Annotated in this window: 14 protein-coding genes and 1 tRNA gene; 10 read left to right on the top strand and 5 right to left on the bottom strand. The window is 65.1% G+C overall.

Annotated elements, in window-relative coordinates:
• Positions 1 to 91 precede the first annotated feature (91 nt).
• Positions 92 to 180 (bottom strand) — tRNA-Leu (locus HMPREF3088_RS07180).
• Between the two features lie 161 nt (positions 181 to 341).
• Here HMPREF3088_RS07180 and HMPREF3088_RS07185 point away from each other — a divergent pair.
• Positions 342 to 905 carry a YbhB/YbcL family Raf kinase inhibitor-like protein gene (locus HMPREF3088_RS07185; protein WP_070759094.1) on the top strand — a complete coding sequence of 188 codons (564 nt, stop codon included), beginning with the start codon at positions 342 to 344 and terminating at the stop codon, positions 903 to 905.
• 32 nt (positions 906 to 937) lie between these two features.
• Here HMPREF3088_RS07185 and HMPREF3088_RS07190 read toward each other — a convergent pair whose 3' ends face one another.
• Both HMPREF3088_RS07190 and HMPREF3088_RS07195 read right to left on the bottom strand, forming a co-directional pair.
• Complete coding sequence (locus HMPREF3088_RS07190) at positions 938 to 2,065, bottom strand: quinone-dependent dihydroorotate dehydrogenase (RefSeq protein ID WP_070759095.1); 1,128 nt, start codon at positions 2,063 to 2,065, stop codon at positions 938 to 940.
• A 55-nt stretch (positions 2,066 to 2,120) separates the two neighbouring features.
• Positions 2,121 to 3,272 (bottom strand): YncE family protein, encoded by a 1,152-nt coding sequence (locus HMPREF3088_RS07195; RefSeq protein ID WP_070759096.1) that lies wholly within the window; start codon positions 3,270 to 3,272, stop codon positions 2,121 to 2,123.
• 97 nt (positions 3,273 to 3,369) lie between these two features.
• Here HMPREF3088_RS07195 and HMPREF3088_RS07200 point away from each other — a divergent pair, with 97 nt between their 5' ends.
• The 6 genes from HMPREF3088_RS07200 to aspA all read left to right on the top strand — a co-directional run bounded on the left by HMPREF3088_RS07200 (position 3,370) and on the right by aspA (position 9,138).
• Entirely contained in the window at positions 3,370 to 4,209 is an 840-nt protein-coding gene (locus tag HMPREF3088_RS07200) for an undecaprenyl-diphosphate phosphatase (RefSeq protein ID WP_070759097.1), read from the top strand.
• Positions 4,210 to 4,218: 9 nt separating this feature from the next.
• A complete protein-coding gene (gene mshC / locus HMPREF3088_RS07205; protein WP_070759098.1) occupies positions 4,219 to 5,538 on the top strand; it encodes a cysteine--1-D-myo-inosityl 2-amino-2-deoxy-alpha-D-glucopyranoside ligase in 1,320 nt (439 codons plus the stop codon).
• A gap of 17 nt (positions 5,539 to 5,555) precedes the next feature.
• Complete coding sequence (locus HMPREF3088_RS07210; RefSeq protein ID WP_070759099.1) at positions 5,556 to 5,966, top strand: hypothetical protein; 411 nt, start codon at positions 5,556 to 5,558, stop codon at positions 5,964 to 5,966.
• A gap of 109 nt (positions 5,967 to 6,075) precedes the next feature.
• Positions 6,076 to 6,348, top strand: coding sequence for a phosphoribosyl-ATP diphosphatase (locus HMPREF3088_RS07215; RefSeq protein ID WP_012360282.1), 273 nt, complete (start codon positions 6,076 to 6,078; stop codon positions 6,346 to 6,348).
• A 96-nt stretch (positions 6,349 to 6,444) separates the two neighbouring features.
• Positions 6,445 to 7,359, top strand: a complete 915-nt coding sequence (hisG, locus tag HMPREF3088_RS07220) for an ATP phosphoribosyltransferase (RefSeq protein ID WP_246818107.1) — start codon at positions 6,445 to 6,447, stop codon at positions 7,357 to 7,359.
• A 246-nt stretch (positions 7,360 to 7,605) separates the two neighbouring features.
• Positions 7,606 to 9,138 carry an aspartate ammonia-lyase gene (gene aspA, locus HMPREF3088_RS07225; protein ID WP_083317356.1) on the top strand — a complete coding sequence of 511 codons (1,533 nt, stop codon included), beginning with the start codon at positions 7,606 to 7,608 and terminating at the stop codon, positions 9,136 to 9,138.
• A 3-nt stretch (positions 9,139 to 9,141) separates the two neighbouring features.
• Here the strand turns inward: aspA and HMPREF3088_RS07230 are convergent, their stop codons facing one another.
• Together HMPREF3088_RS07230 and HMPREF3088_RS07235 are read right to left on the bottom strand one after the other, a co-directional pair.
• Positions 9,142 to 9,969, bottom strand: coding sequence for a RecB family exonuclease (locus HMPREF3088_RS07230; RefSeq protein WP_070759100.1), 828 nt, complete (start codon positions 9,967 to 9,969; stop codon positions 9,142 to 9,144).
• Between the two features lie 70 nt (positions 9,970 to 10,039).
• Positions 10,040 to 10,717, bottom strand: coding sequence for a YoaK family protein (locus tag HMPREF3088_RS07235; protein WP_070759101.1), 678 nt, complete (start codon positions 10,715 to 10,717; stop codon positions 10,040 to 10,042).
• Between the two features lie 35 nt (positions 10,718 to 10,752).
• Between HMPREF3088_RS07235 and HMPREF3088_RS07240 the strand changes: the two genes are divergently transcribed.
• From HMPREF3088_RS07240 to dop, 3 genes are all read left to right on the top strand, one after another.
• A complete protein-coding gene (locus HMPREF3088_RS07240) occupies positions 10,753 to 11,586 on the top strand; it encodes a tRNA (adenine-N1)-methyltransferase (protein WP_070759102.1) in 834 nt (277 codons plus the stop codon).
• A gap of 100 nt (positions 11,587 to 11,686) precedes the next feature.
• The gene (arc, locus tag HMPREF3088_RS07245; protein ID WP_070759103.1) at positions 11,687 to 13,303 is read left to right on the top strand and encodes a proteasome ATPase; all 1,617 of its coding nucleotides are present in this window, start codon (positions 11,687 to 11,689) and stop codon (positions 13,301 to 13,303) included.
• 79 nt (positions 13,304 to 13,382) lie between these two features.
• The gene (dop, locus tag HMPREF3088_RS07250) at positions 13,383 to 14,972 is read left to right on the top strand and encodes a depupylase/deamidase Dop (RefSeq protein WP_070759104.1); all 1,590 of its coding nucleotides are present in this window, start codon (positions 13,383 to 13,385) and stop codon (positions 14,970 to 14,972) included.
• Positions 14,973 to 15,023 lie beyond the last annotated feature (51 nt).

A 15,023-nucleotide genomic window follows, 5' to 3' on the forward strand; every position in this document is an offset into this window, starting at 1 on the left:
GCCGGGCCAGACACACTTTTTGACCCTTAACCCTCCAGCCACGTGAGATCCAATAAAAAATCGCCCCGCTTGGCTCAAGCGGGGCGAATCATGGTGTCCGGAGGGGGACTTGAACCCCCACGCCCGTTAATAGGGCACTAGCACCTCAAGCTAGCGCGTCTGCCATTCCGCCACCCGGACAGGGTGAGCATGCACTGCGATTAGATACCTTAGCACCTTGCCCGTGCGTGCTTGAAACACTCTATCCAGCTTATGAAATTAAAACAAATTGGCAGGTCAGGGCAATAAAAGTTCCGGAAATCCGTGGCTAGAGCGCAAGATTGTTCGGTAGACTAAACAGCATGACTCTCAACCCAGAAGATGCTTTAACTCAAGCCTCCTATGTCGACGAGCGCTTCCCGGGACCAGACCCGTATGCGCCACTAGCCGACCTGCCCAAGCTTAAGATCAGCAGCGAGACCTTCGCCGACGGAGACCGCCTCCCGGAGGCGCAACTCGGTGGCAACGATGTCTCCCCGCAGCTGAGCTGGGAGCCCGGCCCGGAGGGGACCGAAAGCTACGCGGTCACGTGCTTTGACCCGGATGCGCCTACCGCCAGCGGCTTCTGGCACTGGGCCGTGTTCAATATCCCGGCGTCCGTGACTAGCCTCCAGCTCGATGCGGGGGACGAGGAGCTCGTCGGCCTGCCAAAGGGAGCGACAGCTCTGCGCGGGGACTCCGGAAGCCGCGGCTACTACGGCGCCATGCCCCCAGAGGGCCACGGCCCGCACCGCTATCTCTTCGCGGTGCACGCTGTCGGGGAGAAGCTGGATATCAGCGACTCCGCAACGCCAACCGTCCTGGGGTTCAACCTCCAGTTTAAGGCTTTGGCGCGCGGCATCCTGTGGGGCTGGGCAGAGAACTAAGCCCCTTAAGCGCTCAACGCAAGGGAGCTGCTTTAAAGCTCCTTCCATTCCAGACCCGAGCCCACCGCTTCGGAGATGTTCCGCAGGCCGTGGGCTCGAATCTGTGCGGCCAGGCCCCGGTGGATCTTCGAGATCCAGTTCGGGCCGCCGTAGATGAAGCCGGTGTAGCCCTGCAGAAGGCTGGCACCTGCAGCGATGCGCTCCCAGGCCTGCTGCGGGGTCTCGATGCCACCCACACCGATGAGCACCAACTTGCCCTCCGCACGTGCCGCGATGCGACGCAGCACCTCGAGGGAGCGCTCTGCCAGGGGAGCCCCGGAGACCCCACCCGCGCCGAGGGACTGAACCCACTGCGCGTCGGACTTCAGCCCTTCCCGGCTAATCGTCGTATTCGTCGCGATCAGGCCGGTAACCCCAAGCTCGATGGCCAGATCGGTCACGGCGTCGATGTCCTCATCGGAAAGATCCGGCGCGATTTTGACGAACAGCGGGAGATCGGCTTCCTCCTGGACTGCTGCGACGATGGGACGCAGCGAGTCCACGGCCTGCAGGTCGCGCAGCCCCGGCGTGTTCGGGGAGGACACGTTGATCACCAGGTAGTCGGCGACGTCCTTCACCGCACGCGCGGACTCGCGGTAGTCGTTGGGGGCCAGCTCCGGTGGGGTGATCTTCGCCTTGCCCAGGTTCACACCCACGGGCTCGAGGCAGCGGCGGCGGGACAGGCGCTGAGCAGCAGCAATCGCGCCGTCGTTGTTGAATCCCATGCGGTTGAGAATCGCGCGGTCCTCAGGCAGCCGGAACAGGCGTGGGGTCGGGTTACCCGGCTGGGCCACGCTGGTCAGCGTGCCGAGCTCCGAGTAGCCGAAGCCGAGCGGGCCCCAAATGTGGAACTCCTCGGCGTTCTTATCGAAGCCCGCAGCCAGGCCGAGCGGCCGGTCAAAGCGAATACCGGCTACCGTCTGGGAGAGCACCGGGTCGTCGACGACTAGCGCGCGACGCACCGCAGCGCAGGCGACCTGCGAGTCAGCGATCCGACGGAAAACGCCAGAGAGCATGCCGTGGATCCGCTCCGGCGGGATACGGAACATCAGCTTCAACAGCTTCTCGTAGGCCGAGTCCGAGAGGTGATCGAAGCGGCGGGAAGTCGGGGTATGGGCCATGGCAGTCTCCTGAATCGTGTTGTGGTGGACGTGGTTCTCTATGGCGACCAGCGGGTTACTGATCCTCGTGAATCACGGGGAAGTCCTCGGCCTCCGGCACCCCGCGCTCAACGGCGGCGTCGATATCCGTGGCCGACACCCGCTGGGTGGCGCCGTCCGCCCCGAAGAGCAGCATGTCGCCGTCCGGGGAATCCAGGATGTGGCGCACGTTCGCGATGGAATCGAACGCGGCTACCTGGATCGGAGTACCGCTGTCGATGCGGTAAGCGGTGACCTTATTATCGCCGGTGGTGGAGACCCAGGCGATCTGGCGCTTGCCGTCCCACAGAACCGCCCACGGGCTCTTGCCCGTGGGAGCGGCCTGAACCTGGCGCACCACGTCGTTCAAGGTGAACACCTGGAACTGATCCTGCACGGTATCCGCCGCGATGAAGATCCCCTGATCCCCACGACCAACGCTGTTCAGACCCACGCCCTGGCCGATGCGCAGGGCACCGCGCGGGCCGTTGGTGGCGAGGTCGATGTCGGTGATGCTGGTCTGGTCGCGGTCGATCACCGCGAGCCTTTCCTCACCGTGTTCGTTGTTGACGTGGACGAGGTCGTCGAGGCTACGGCTGACGACAATGGTCTCCGCCTCACCGAGCTGATCACCGGAGGGGGAGTAGTAGTGCAGCTGGTTGGAATCCTTGAAGCCCACGAAGACCCGGCCATCCGTCGTGACGGTGGCCACCGTGGGAGTGCCGTCGAGGCTGTACTTCTTAAGCTGCTTACCGTCGGCGTCGTATTCGTACAGCGCGCCGTCGCAGGCGAGCATGACGCCGTCGGCTGACGGCGTGACCTTCGTGCACTCCTCCGGCACGTCGATCTTCTTCGCCTCGCCCTCATCAGACAGCTCAGCCAGCGTTCCGATGCGCAGCGTGGACGCGCTCAGTGCCGCCACCTGCTCAGTCTTCGGGTCCAGGCCAATCTGGGAGACGTCGATAACCTCGCCGGCTTCGCTATCCTTCTGCACCTCACCGAGCGGGTCCTTCGCTGCCGGGGAGTCCGCCGGAGTGGCGGGCGTGCCGCCCTTCGGTGCCGACTCTGGGGCCGCGGTTCCTTCCGGCGCGCCGTTATCCGCCGTGTCTTCGGTGGCACAGCCTGCCAACCCGAGCCCAACGGTGGCCGTCACCGCAGCCGCCCACGTCAGAGGTTTCTTCCAAGCCATCGCGTCATCGCCTCGTTTACGCCAAACACGCTTACCTGCATTCATCAGGTAGTACGCTACCAGCCGAGTTGGGTGGGTCGGTGTATCGTCCTTAAGCATGCCTACCGAAATGTCTTGGCTGCAGACGATCGTGCTCTCGATCGTGCAAGGTCTCACCGAGTTTCTACCCGTTTCCTCCTCCGGGCACCTGCGGATTGTTTCCGAGCTGTTCTGGGGAGCCGACGCGGGCGCATCCTTCACAGCTGTGATCCAGCTCGGCACGGAGCTGGCGGTGCTCGTGTACTTCGCTAAGGACATCTGGCGGATCCTTACCGCGTGGTTCGCCGGCGTGGTGGATAAGTCCCGGCGGAACCACGACTATCAGATGGGGTGGATGGTCATCGCCGGCACCATTCCCATCGCTGTGCTGGGTTTCTTTGGTAAGGATCTGATCCGCGACCAGCTGCGCAACCTGTGGATCACCGCTGCCATGTTGATCCTCTTCTCCTTCGTTTTCATTCTCGCGGAGAAGCTAGGACGTCGACGCCGCTCCTTCGACGAGCTGACCATGCGGGATGCGGTGCTCATGGGTCTGGCCCAGTGCCTCGCTTTGATCCCTGGCGTGTCCCGGTCGGGCGGTACGATTTCCGCCGGTCTGTTCCTCAACCTGGACCGCGAGGTGGCCACCCGGTTCAGCTTCCTGCTAGCGATTCCCGCCGTCTTGGCGTCCGGCATCTTTTCCCTGGGGGATGTGTTCGATCCAGCCACAGGCCAGGCGGCAAGCGGGGGCCAGTTGGCGGTCGGCACGCTGATCGCCTTCCTCGTCGGATACGCCTCCATCGCCTGGCTGCTGAAGTTCGTGTCTAACCACAGTTTCGCCTGGTTCGCCGCATGGCGCATCCCGGTCGGTGTGCTGGTGATGGTGCTGCTGGGCGCGGGAGTTTTGCAGCCGTTATAGTGGGGAACCATGCATTCCTGGTCTGCTCCCCGTGTCCCACAGTTCCCGACGGCCATTCCGGCGGTGGCCGATTCCGCTGCAGCGGAGGTGGTGGCCCCGCCAGCGTTGCAGCTCTACGACACGGCAGATGACCAGGTCAAGCCCGTCGCATTGCCAGAGGACGGCGCCCCGGTGGGCATGTACGTCTGCGGGATCACCCCGTATGACTCCACCCACCTGGGGCACGCGGCGACCTATAACACCTTCGACCTGGTGAACCGCTACTTGCGCGCCGCCGGGCACGCCGTTACTTATGTGCAGAATGTCACGGATGTCGACGATCCGCTGTTCGAGCGCGCCGAGCGCGATGGCGTGGACTGGCGCGAGCTAGGCAAGGAGCAGACCGACCTGTTCCGTTCCGACATGACTCAGCTGCGGATTCTGCCGCCGGAGTTCTTCGTCGGGGCGATGGAGACGATCGATGAGGTCGTCGCGATGGTCAGCACGCTGCTCGACAAGGGCGCAGCCTACGTCGTGGAGGGGGAGTACCCGGATATCTACGCTGACCACACCTACACTGAACAGTTCGGCTACGAGTCCCGCTACAACGAGGCCACCATGCGGGAACTCTTCGCCGAGCGCGGTGGTGACCCGGAGCGGGAGGGGAAGCGCCACCCGCTGGACGCGCTGCTGTGGCGGGCCCACCGCACGGGTGAGCCGGAGTGGGATGCTCCCTTTGGCTCGGGACGCCCTGGCTGGCACGTGGAGTGCGCGGCCATCGCAATGAATCGGTTGGGGGAGCAGTTCGCCATCCAGGGTGGCGGCGTTGATCTGCGTTACCCGCACCATGAGTACTCGGCAGCTCATGTGGAGGCTGCCTGCGGCAACCAGCGTATGGCGGGGCACTATGTGCACACCGGGATGATCGGTCTCGAGGGAACCAAGATGTCCAAGTCCCTGGGCAACCTGGAGTTCGTCTCTGCACTGACTGCGCAGGGCTTCGACCCCGCGGCTATCCGGGTGGGGCTCTACGCCGGGCACTACCGGGAGGACCGCGACTGGTCCGCAGAGGTCCTCAGTGAGGCTGAGGATCGCCTCGCCAAGTGGCGTGCCGCTGCCGCCGAGGAGAACAATCCGCAGCGTGTCGCGGAGGTGCTGGCGGCCGTCACCGGGCACCTGGCCAACGATCTCGACACCCCAGCCGTCCTGCGCACGCTCGACGAGTGGGCAGCGGCGGTCAACAAGGGCATTGGAGCCAGTGGCTACCGGGTCACCCCTGCCGCCGAGCGCACTTCGGCTTCCCAGGCTCTCGCCACGGGTCTCGACGCGCTGCTCGGCATCGCGGTCTAGGGCGGGGGACGAGCGTCGTGACACAGCACCCATACTCGGCGGGCGATTCTTCGCTTTCCGAATGGCCACCAGATGTTTTTGAGGCCGCTACGGAGTTCATCGGAAACCTCCGGATGATGGCTACGGGCAGCTACCTGCGCGCCGAAGAACGGGAGCATTGGGACCCGCCGTACCCGGAATCTGCGGTAGACGAGGCCCAGGCGGAGCTGGTGACCATCGGAGAGGCGATCCTGGGCGGGGCAGATCCTCAGGAGACCTCCCTGGCCGGGGTCCGCAGAATCATCGCAATCTCCGATGCCAACGGCGGGCTGCTCCTGGATAGTGAGGAGCTGGACGAGCTGCTGGTGTTCCTCAGTCGACTCACCGCCACGGTGGGTGGGGAGGCCACGGTGGTCTGCGACACCGTGCGGGAGCTCGTCGAGGAGTAGCCCCTTAAGCCCCAGGGACTGGGTGCACGCCCCGATAGTGGTGCGAGTATTCACCCCACTATCGGGGCTCCTTGCAACCTTCGGGGGAGACGCGTGCCACAATAGGGGCGTGAGCAATCCCAAGAATTTTGATTCCCTATTCGCGGAGCTTTCCGAGAAGGCGCGCACCCGCCCAGAAGGCTCCGGCACCGTCAAAGCCCTCGACGCCGGTGTCCATTTCCAGGGCAAGAAGATCGTCGAAGAGGCTGGGGAAGTGTGGCTGGCCGCCGAGTACGAGTCGGATGAGGAGCTGGCCGAGGAGATCTCCCAGCTGTTGTACTGGCTACAGGTCGTGGCAGTCGGCCGGGGCCTCAGCCTCGAGGACATCTACAAGCATCTTTAGGCCCAGCTAGAAGCCCGAACTAAACGCACGGAACCCAACTGCGCCGCACCCATCACCGCGGCGGCGCTGCACAGTATCCACCACGCAAGGAGCCACATGTCCCCGGTCGCGCCCAACCTGAACGCCCCACTTCCTGAAGACAACGCCGCTGATTCCGGCGAGCGCTACCTGCGCGTCGCCGTCCCGAACAAGGGTTCTCTCTCGGAAGCCGCGACGAACATCCTCAAGGAGGCGGGATACACCACCCGCGCTGATTCCAAGGCGCTGACCGCGGTCGATCACGAGAACCAGGTCGAGTTCTACTTCCTGCGCCCGAAGGACATCGCCATCTACGTCGCCTCCGGCCACCTCGACATCGGAATCACGGGCCGCGACCTTGCCGCTGATACCCGCGAGGAAACCGCCGAGCTGCTGCCGCTGGGCTTCGGGGCTTCCACCTTCCGTTACGCCGCCCCGATGGGCGAGGGCTGGACGGTCGAGAAGCTGGCGGGCAAGCGCATCGCCACCGCCTACCCGAACCTCGTTCGCAAGGACCTGAAGAACCGGGGCATCGACGCCACGGTGATCCGCCTGGACGGTGCGGTGGAGATCTCCATCCGCCTGGGCGTGGCCGATGCGATCGCCGACGTGGTCTCCACCGGCCGCACCCTCCGAACGCAGGGCCTGGAGCCTTTCGGCGAGCCGCTGTGCGTCTCCGAGGCCGTCATGGTCGGCCGCAAGGGGGCCGAGGTGGACGAAGCAAAGCAGGTGCTGCTGAAGCGCATGGAGGGCATCCTGCACGCCCAGAATTACGTCATGCTGGACTACAACGTCTCCCGCGACGTGCTGGACGAAGCTGCCGCCATCACCCCGGGGCTCTCCGCCCCGACCGTCTCCCCACTGGCCAATGAGGGCTGGGTCGCGGTCCGCGCAATGGTGCCACGCAAGCAGGCCAACGCGCTGATGGATTCGCTGTCCGCCCTGGGGGCTGAGGCGATCCTCGCAACGGATATCCGCATCGCTCGTATCTAGCGGATTCTCCTTATCCTCCAACGGGGTCGCCGGCATGGCGGCCCCGTTTTTCTTCCACGGCTACCCCAGGGGAGATAGCCCCGCGCCCGCCGCGCGCCGTTTCTTCTACACTCTTTAAGTACACCCGTACCTGCACCGGTCAGCGAGAGCATCCCATGCTCCGCCGCACCGGGACACAAGTACGGCTCCCAACACCCCCCTTAACGCCTGTGGCGATTGACGCGAAAGTTTAGGTGGCAGTTTCACATGGCACACCGTCCCAAGCCCTCCCCGAACTCCCAGAGCTCCAGCGACGGGCACGTCCTGAGTTCGACGGACATCATCACCTCAGCCGAATCCTCCTCCCTGGAAGCCCGCAGCGGCGCACACTACCGCCTGGAGGAAGACCTGCTGGGCACGATGAAGGTTCCGGCAGACGCCTACTACGGAATCCACACCCTCCGCGCCGTGGATAACTTCCAGATCTCCCGAACGAATATCAACCACATCCCGGAGCTCATCCGCGGCATGGTGATGGTGAAGAAGGCCGCCGCGATGGCCAACATGCGTGTCAAGGCGCTGCCCATCGACAAGGGAGAGGCGATCGTCGCGGCCTGCGATGCGGTGCTCGAGGAACACCGTGCGATGGATCAGTTCCCCATCGACGTCTTCCAGGGCGGCGCCGGGACGTCCCAAAACATGAACACCAACGAGGTCATCGCGAACCTCGCACTGGAACATCTTGGGTACCCGAAGGGCCGTTACGACATCATCAGCCCGAACGATGACGTCAACATGTCCCAGTCCACCAACGACGCCTTCCCAACCGGGCTGCGTCTGGGCCTGCACTTCGACATCGACGAACTGCTCAAGCACCTGGCTGCGCTGGAGCGCGCGCTGTTCGCGAAGGCTCAGGAGTTCGACCACATCATCAAGATGGGCCGAACCCAGCTGCAGGACGCCGTCCCCATGTCCCTGGGCCAGGAGTTCCGCGCCTTCGCGAACAACATTGCCGAGGAGTCCGCGCAGCTCAGGCACGCGCAGTCCCTGCTGCGCCAGGTCAACCTGGGTGGCACCGCGATCGGCACCGGAGTGAATACGCCCCCGGGCTACCGCCAGGCGGCAATCGAATCCCTGCGGGAGATCACGGGCCTGGACATCACCTCCGCGTACGACCTGGTGGAGGCAACCAGCGACACCGGTGCGTTCGTCAACACCCACGCGGCGGTGAAGCGCACCGCGATGAAGCTCTCGAAGATCTGTAACGACTTGCGACTGCTGTCCTCCGGCCCGCGCGCTGGCCTGGGGGAGATCAACATCCCACCCCGCCAGGCGGGTTCCTCGATCATGCCGGCGAAGGTCAACCCGGTGATCCCGGAGGTCGTCAACCAGATCTGCTTCAAGGTCTTCGGCAACGACGTCACCGTCTCCATGGCCGCCGAGGCCGGCCAGCTCCAGCTCAACGTCATGGAGCCGGTCATCGCGCAGTGCACCTTCGAATCCATCCGCTTCATGGCGCGGGCCTGCACCACGCTGCGCACGCTGTGCGTCGTGGACATCACCGCCAACGAGGACGTCTGCCGCAGCTACGTCGAGAACTCGATCGGCATCATCACCTACCTCAACCCCCTGATCGGCCACCACAATGGCGACCTGATCGGCAAGGAGGCCGCGGCGACCGGGAAGTCGGTGCGCGAACTCGTCCTGGAAAAGGAGCTGCTCGACAAGGACACCCTCAACGAGGTGCTGAGCACGGAGAACCTGCTCAACCCGATGTACCGGGGTCGCCGCTACGAGTAGGCGCTAGCGGACCCCCGGGTACTCCGGGGGAGTGCCTCCGAATGCGGGGCAGAGCTCCTGGAAGGAGCACCAGTCGCAGAGCTTGGAGGTCTTCGGCTGAAAGTCCCCGCTATGGATATCAGCGAGGATGCTGTCCCAGAGCTCGCGCAGGTCGCGCTCGAAGTACTGCAGCTCAGCGGGGGTGGGCTGCAACACCAGGTCATCGGCCACCTTCAAGTACATCAGCCGAAGCTGGGCCGGGATCAGGTCGTGCAGTCGCCAGTAGACCAGGGCGTAGAACTTCATCTGGAACAGCGCCTGGGCGGCGAAGCGCGGTGGCGGCTTCTTTCCGGTCTTGTAGTCGACGACGCGTACCTGACCATTCGCGGCGACGTCCACCCGGTCGATGAAGCCGCGGACGGGGACCCCGTTGGGCAGGGTGGCCTCGACGAACTCCTCGACCTCGTGGGCGTCGAAGCCCTGGGGGTTTTCCATCTGGAAATAGCCCTTGACCAGGGAGCGGGCTTCGACGAGGAAGTCGTAGAGTTGGTCCTCCGGAACGAGCTCGTTCAGATCGGTGTCCTTGTCCACCATCTTTGCCCACGCGGGCTTCAGCATTTTCACCGCGGCCGGGTAGGTGCGCTGCTCGCGGGGCAGGGCATGGAGCTCCTCGAGAACCGCGTGGACGAGGGTTCCCTTCACTTGCGCGATCGTCTTGGGTTCCGGCAGCTTGTCGATGCTGCGGAAGCGGTAGAGCAGCGGGCACTGCTGATAATCCCCGGCGCGGGAGGGGGAGAGCGCCAAGCGGTCGAGGGAGACCTTCGGCTGCGGTTTCTCGGTCGGGGTGGACACTAATTCTCCTTCGGCTTTGTTCTTAGGTTTGGCCCACCGCGGGGGCTCTGCGAAGCGTGGCTGCGGTGGGCTACAGCGGCAGGCCGGCGCGGCGTCGATGGTCGCGGACCAACTGGTTGATCGCCACGGTCACCAGGGTGATCAGCGTCATCAGCTCGACGGCGTGGATTCCCAGCATCTGGTAGGCCAGGGCGCCGGCGATCGCCCCGACGGACAGGCTCAGCCACAGCGAGAGGTTGAGGATCCAGACGAGGTGACGGCCGTCGAAAAACGCGTCGACGAAGCGCTGCCCGGTGCGCACCAACGTGCCCGTCATATACGTCAGCGGGATAGCGACCTCGCCGTTGCGTTCGAAGATGCTGTTCATGGTACCCACGCCGATGGACAGGGCGATGATGGCCGCGCTGTGGTGCTCGAGCTCGATCAGGACGCTGGAGAGGACGAACCAGAAGCTGACGTTGACGAGGACGAATTCGCGGCCCCGGGTCTCGTCCAAGGCGCGGACCACGATGCGTTTCGTGAAGGCCCCGTTGATCACGCCGAGCAGGAAGAAGAGGATGCAGCCGCCGGCCACTTTCACCATGTCCCAGTTGCCGTCGACGATGGCGGTGGCGGAGCGGGTGGTGTTGCCTGACATGAAGGAGAGGAACACCCCGCCAAGGTAGAGAAAACCCACCGAGTCGATAAAGCCGGCGATGAAGGCGAATACGCCTGCCAGCACCCGTTCCCCGGGACGCGATTCCATCATAGTGATTTGAGAGTCTAGTAGGTTAGGGTTTTCCTATGGCTTATACCGGACCTTTTACCGCCGGAGACCGCGTCCAGCTGACCGACGCGAAGCGGCGACACTTCAGCATCACCCTGACCCCGGGGGAGAGCTTCTTCACCCATAAAGGCGAGATTCGCCACGACGACATCATCGGCGCGGACGAGGGCACCGTCGTGGAGTCCAGCGTGGGCGGGGAGTACCTCTGCTTCCGTCACCTGCTGGTCGATCAGGTGCTCTCCATGCCGCGAGGTGCCGCGGTGATCTACCCGAAGGATGCCGCGCAGATCCTGGTGGAGGGGGATATCTTCCCCGGCGCGACGGTGCTGGAGGCTGGTGCTGGTTCCGGCGCGATGTCCAGCTGGCTGCTGCGCGCGGTCGGTGAGCACGGGAAGGTCATCAGCTATGAAGTCCGCCAGGATCACCTGGATTACGCGGTGAGCAACGTCCACAACATCATGGGTGGGGCGCCGAAGAATTGGGATGTGCGCCTGGGCGACGTCAAGGAAGCCACCCGCGAGTCCGTGGGCGAGGTCGACCGCGTCCTACTGGACATGCTGGAGCCGTGGGAGGTTCTGGAGACGGTGCGAGACGTCCTGGTCCCGGGCGGGGTGTTCATGACCTACGTGGCCACCGTCCCGCAGCTGATGAAGGTGATGGAGGGCATCCGGGAGCTCGGGTGCTTCACTGAGCCGCGCGCTTGGGAGTCGCTGGTGCGCGAGTGGAAGGTGGAGGGCTTGGCCACCCGCCCAGAGCACCGCATGAACGCGCACACCGCGTTCCTCATTTGGGCCCGCCGCCTGGCGGATGGCGTGACCGCCCCGCGGCCACAACGGCGGGCACGGCGCTAGAGCGATGCGAGTACGGCTGCCGGGGCGCCCGTCCCGGTAGCCTCGCCGCTAGGCCTACCGGCAGGTTTTGGGCTGCGGGGCCTTCAGTAGGATTGATGGCATGACTGCGCAGAATCCTTCCGATCAGCCTTCGCCCACCGCCCGCGAATTGCGGCTGGCCAATCATCGGTTGGGAGCCCAGAACGAGAAGCTCACCGAGGCGCTGAAGGCCTCCCGCGAGAAGCTGGCTGAGATCAATTCCCGCCTGGCGGATATGGCCGAGCCGCCGAGTACATACGGCACGCTGCTGCAGCTCAACGGCACTGGGAAGACCGCGGAGGTCTTCACCTCGAACCGCCACATGCGCCTGGCTGTCTCCCCGCTGCTGGACCGGATGGATCTGCAGCCCGGGGCGACGGTGCGGCTGGGGGAGAATCTCCAGGTCGTGGAGGTCACCGGCTTCGCTGATTCTGGCGACGTTGCCGCGGTCGTCGAGGTCGTCGGTGATCGCCTGATCATCGCGGACAAGCTGGGGGAGGAGTCGATCGTCAAGGCTGCCCGCCCGCTGCAGTCCCTGATCACGAACCGGGAGCTCACCACCGGCGATAGCGTGGTCGTCGACCGCCGCAGCGGCTGGGCCTTCGACATGATCCCCCGGGCCGAGGTCACCTCCCTGGTGCTGGAGGAGGTCCCGGACGTCAGCTACGAAAACATCGGCGGGTTGAGCAATCAGATCGAGCAGATCCGGGACGCGGTGGAGCTGCCCTTCCTGCACCCGGAGATTTACCGGCACTACGGGCTGCGCCCACCGAAGGGCGTGCTGCTCTACGGCCCGCCCGGCAACGGCAAGACGCTCATCGCCAAGGCAGTGGCCAACTCGCTGTCGAAGTCCATGGGCTCCAGCGACAAGGCGTCCCGCTTTGCGGATTCCTACTTCCTCAACGTCAAGGGCCCGGAGCTGCTGAATAAGTTCGTCGGTGAGACGGAACGCCAGATCCGGCAGATCTTCGAGCGCGCCCGCAAGATCGCGCACGCCGGTAAGCCGGTGATCGTCTTCTTTGACGAGATGGAGGCCATCTTCCGCACCCGTGGCACCGGAGTGTCCTCGGACATGGAGTCCACGGTCGTCCCGCAGCTGCTCTCCGAGCTGGACGGCGTGGAGGGACTGGATAACGTCATCGTCATCGGCGCCTCGAACCGCGAGGAGCTCATCGACCCCGCCATCCTGCGCCCGGGCCGCCTGGACGTGAAGATCCGGGTGGACCGCCCCGACCAGGAGGCCGCCCTGGACATCCTGTCCAAGCACATCGACGCCTCCCTACCGCTGTCCGCGGACCTGGTGGCGGAACACGGGGGTAAGGAGGTGGCCGCGGCCGCGCTGTGCCGCATCATCGCCGAGGAGCTCTTCCGCCGGGATGCCACGCACCGTTACGTGACCCTCCACCTGGCGGATGGGCAGACCAAGGACCTCTACTGGGCGGACTTCGTCTCCGGCGCGATGCTGGCCAATATCGTCGATCGCGCGAAGACCTTCGCAATCAAGCGCGCCCTGTCGCAGACCGCAAGCACGAGCAAGGCTGCCACCGAGGGCGGGCTGAGCACCGCGGACGTCCTCGATGCCATCACGGCGGAGATCAACGACAGCGAGAACCTGCCGGACACAACCAACCCCACGGAATGGGCACGCATCTCCGGGCACGCCACCGGCCGGGTCGTGGACATCACCCTGGCGGACTAAACCCGACTAAAAAGCTCAGCCGGACTAGAAACTAAGTCCGACGAGAGAACACTTTTCGACTCCTGGAAGGAAAACCCTGGTGAACGCGCAGAAGGATAACGAGGCCACCGGCTACGTGCTCGGCTCCGAGACGGAGTTCGGCATCGTCGCCGTCGACGCCCCGGAAGCCAGCCCCGTGTACACGAGCACGCAGGCGGTCGTCGCCTACGCGGAGGTCTCCGGGCAGGGCGTGAACCGCCGGACCCGCTGGGACTATGACTCCGAGTCCCCGCTGCGCGACGCTCGTGGCTTCGACCTGCGCCGCTACCGTTCCGGCGCGGCCCCCAGCTACGACCCCAACGCGGTGGGCATCGCGAACGTCATCACCCCGGCGGGTGCGCGTTTCTACGTGGACCACGCCCACCCGGAGTACTCCTCGCCTGAGGTCACCTGCGCCTATGACCTGGTGGTTTGGGATCAGGCCGGCGACCGGGTCATGCACGCGGCTGCGCAGGCAGCGGGGCAGGTCGAGGGCCAGCCGGAGCTGAAGATCTACAAGAACAACGTGGACGGCAAGGGCGCGTCCTATGGCGCCCACGAAAATTATCTCTACCCGCGCAGCCTCAACATCGAGGACGTGCACCAGGCGCTGATCCCGCACTTCGTGACCCGCCAGATCTACGCCGGCGCGGGCCGCGTGGGGCTCGGGCAGGCAGGGGAGCAGGCGGGCTTCCAGATCTCCCAGCGCGCCGACTACATCGAGACCGAAGTGTCCCTGGAGACCACCCTGAACCGCGGCATCGTCAATACCCGAGACGAGCCCCACGCCACCGCGGATGATTGGCGCCGCCTCCACGTGATCATCGGCGATGCGAACTTGAGCCAGTTCGCGACCTACCTGCGCTTCGGCACCACCGCGCTGGTGCTCAAGGCCGTCGAGGCGGGGGCCGATTTCAGCGACATCGTTCTCATCGATCCAGTCGAGGATGTCCGCCGGGTCTCCCGCGATCTGGAGTTGACAACCCCGCTGCGGCTCTACGGAAACACCACCGCCACCGCGATCGAGCTGCAGCGCAGTATCCGCGAGAAGGTCATCGCCGCCCTCGAACCGGCAGGAAAGCTCACCACCGACGAGCAGCGAGTGCTGGCGCTGTGGGAGGAGATCCTGGACGACCTGGAAGCTGATCCACTGCGCACCGCCGACCGGCTCGACTGGACGGCGAAGTACGCGCTGCTGCGCGGCTACCGCGCCCGGGGGCTGGAGTGGTCGGATCCGCGGATGGCGCTGATCGATATCCAGTACCACGACATCGATCCGACCCGCGGGCTGTACCACGCGCTTGTCGCGCGCGGGAAGATGCGCACGCTGGTCGACGACGCCGAGATCACCGCGGCCGTCGACACCCCGCCCCGAGGAACGCGGGCCTGGCTGCGCGGGGCACTGGTGAAGCACTACGCGCCCAAGATCCTCGCCGCGAACTGGGACAGCGTTGTCCTCGATCACCCGCACGAAGGGCACCCGGCGCTGCGCGTGGGACTGCCCGAGCCGCTGCAGGCCACGGCCGACAGCTTCGCGGGCACCGTGCTCGAGGATCTCGCGGAGGCCAAGCCGGGCCAGGCCCCGGAGTTCTCGGAGGTGGCCGCCGCGCTGATCGCCGCTCTGCCCGAGCGCGTGATGGGCGTGGGCTAGCGCCGAACGCGCCTGGGAGCCCAGGTAATGTGAAGTTCAACTAATCAACGT

This window comes from Corynebacterium sp. HMSC22B11, assembly GCF_001815965.1.
Taxonomy (GTDB): Bacteria; Actinomycetota; Actinomycetes; order Mycobacteriales; family Mycobacteriaceae; genus Corynebacterium.

Bases quoted from the DNA above. Each gene is read 5' to 3' on its own strand.
- mshC (WP_070759098.1), top strand. From the start codon at position 4,219: ATGCATTCCTGGTCTGCTCCCCGTGTCCCACAGTTCCCGACGGCCATT.
- HMPREF3088_RS07235 (WP_070759101.1), bottom strand. From the start codon at position 10,717: ATGATGGAATCGCGTCCCGGGGAACGGGTGCTGGCAGGCGTATTCGCC.
- arc (WP_070759103.1), top strand. From the start codon at position 11,687: ATGACTGCGCAGAATCCTTCCGATCAGCCTTCGCCCACCGCCCGCGAA.
- HMPREF3088_RS07240 (WP_070759102.1), top strand. From the start codon at position 10,753: ATGGCTTATACCGGACCTTTTACCGCCGGAGACCGCGTCCAGCTGACC.
- HMPREF3088_RS07200 (WP_070759097.1), top strand. From the start codon at position 3,370: ATGCCTACCGAAATGTCTTGGCTGCAGACGATCGTGCTCTCGATCGTG.
- HMPREF3088_RS07190 (WP_070759095.1), bottom strand. From the start codon at position 2,065: ATGGCCCATACCCCGACTTCCCGCCGCTTCGATCACCTCTCGGACTCG.
- hisG (WP_246818107.1), top strand. From the start codon at position 6,445: ATGTCCCCGGTCGCGCCCAACCTGAACGCCCCACTTCCTGAAGACAAC.
- HMPREF3088_RS07185 (WP_070759094.1), top strand. From the start codon at position 342: ATGACTCTCAACCCAGAAGATGCTTTAACTCAAGCCTCCTATGTCGAC.
- HMPREF3088_RS07195 (WP_070759096.1), bottom strand. From the start codon at position 3,272: ATGGCTTGGAAGAAACCTCTGACGTGGGCGGCTGCGGTGACGGCCACC.
- aspA (WP_083317356.1), top strand. From the start codon at position 7,606: ATGGCACACCGTCCCAAGCCCTCCCCGAACTCCCAGAGCTCCAGCGAC.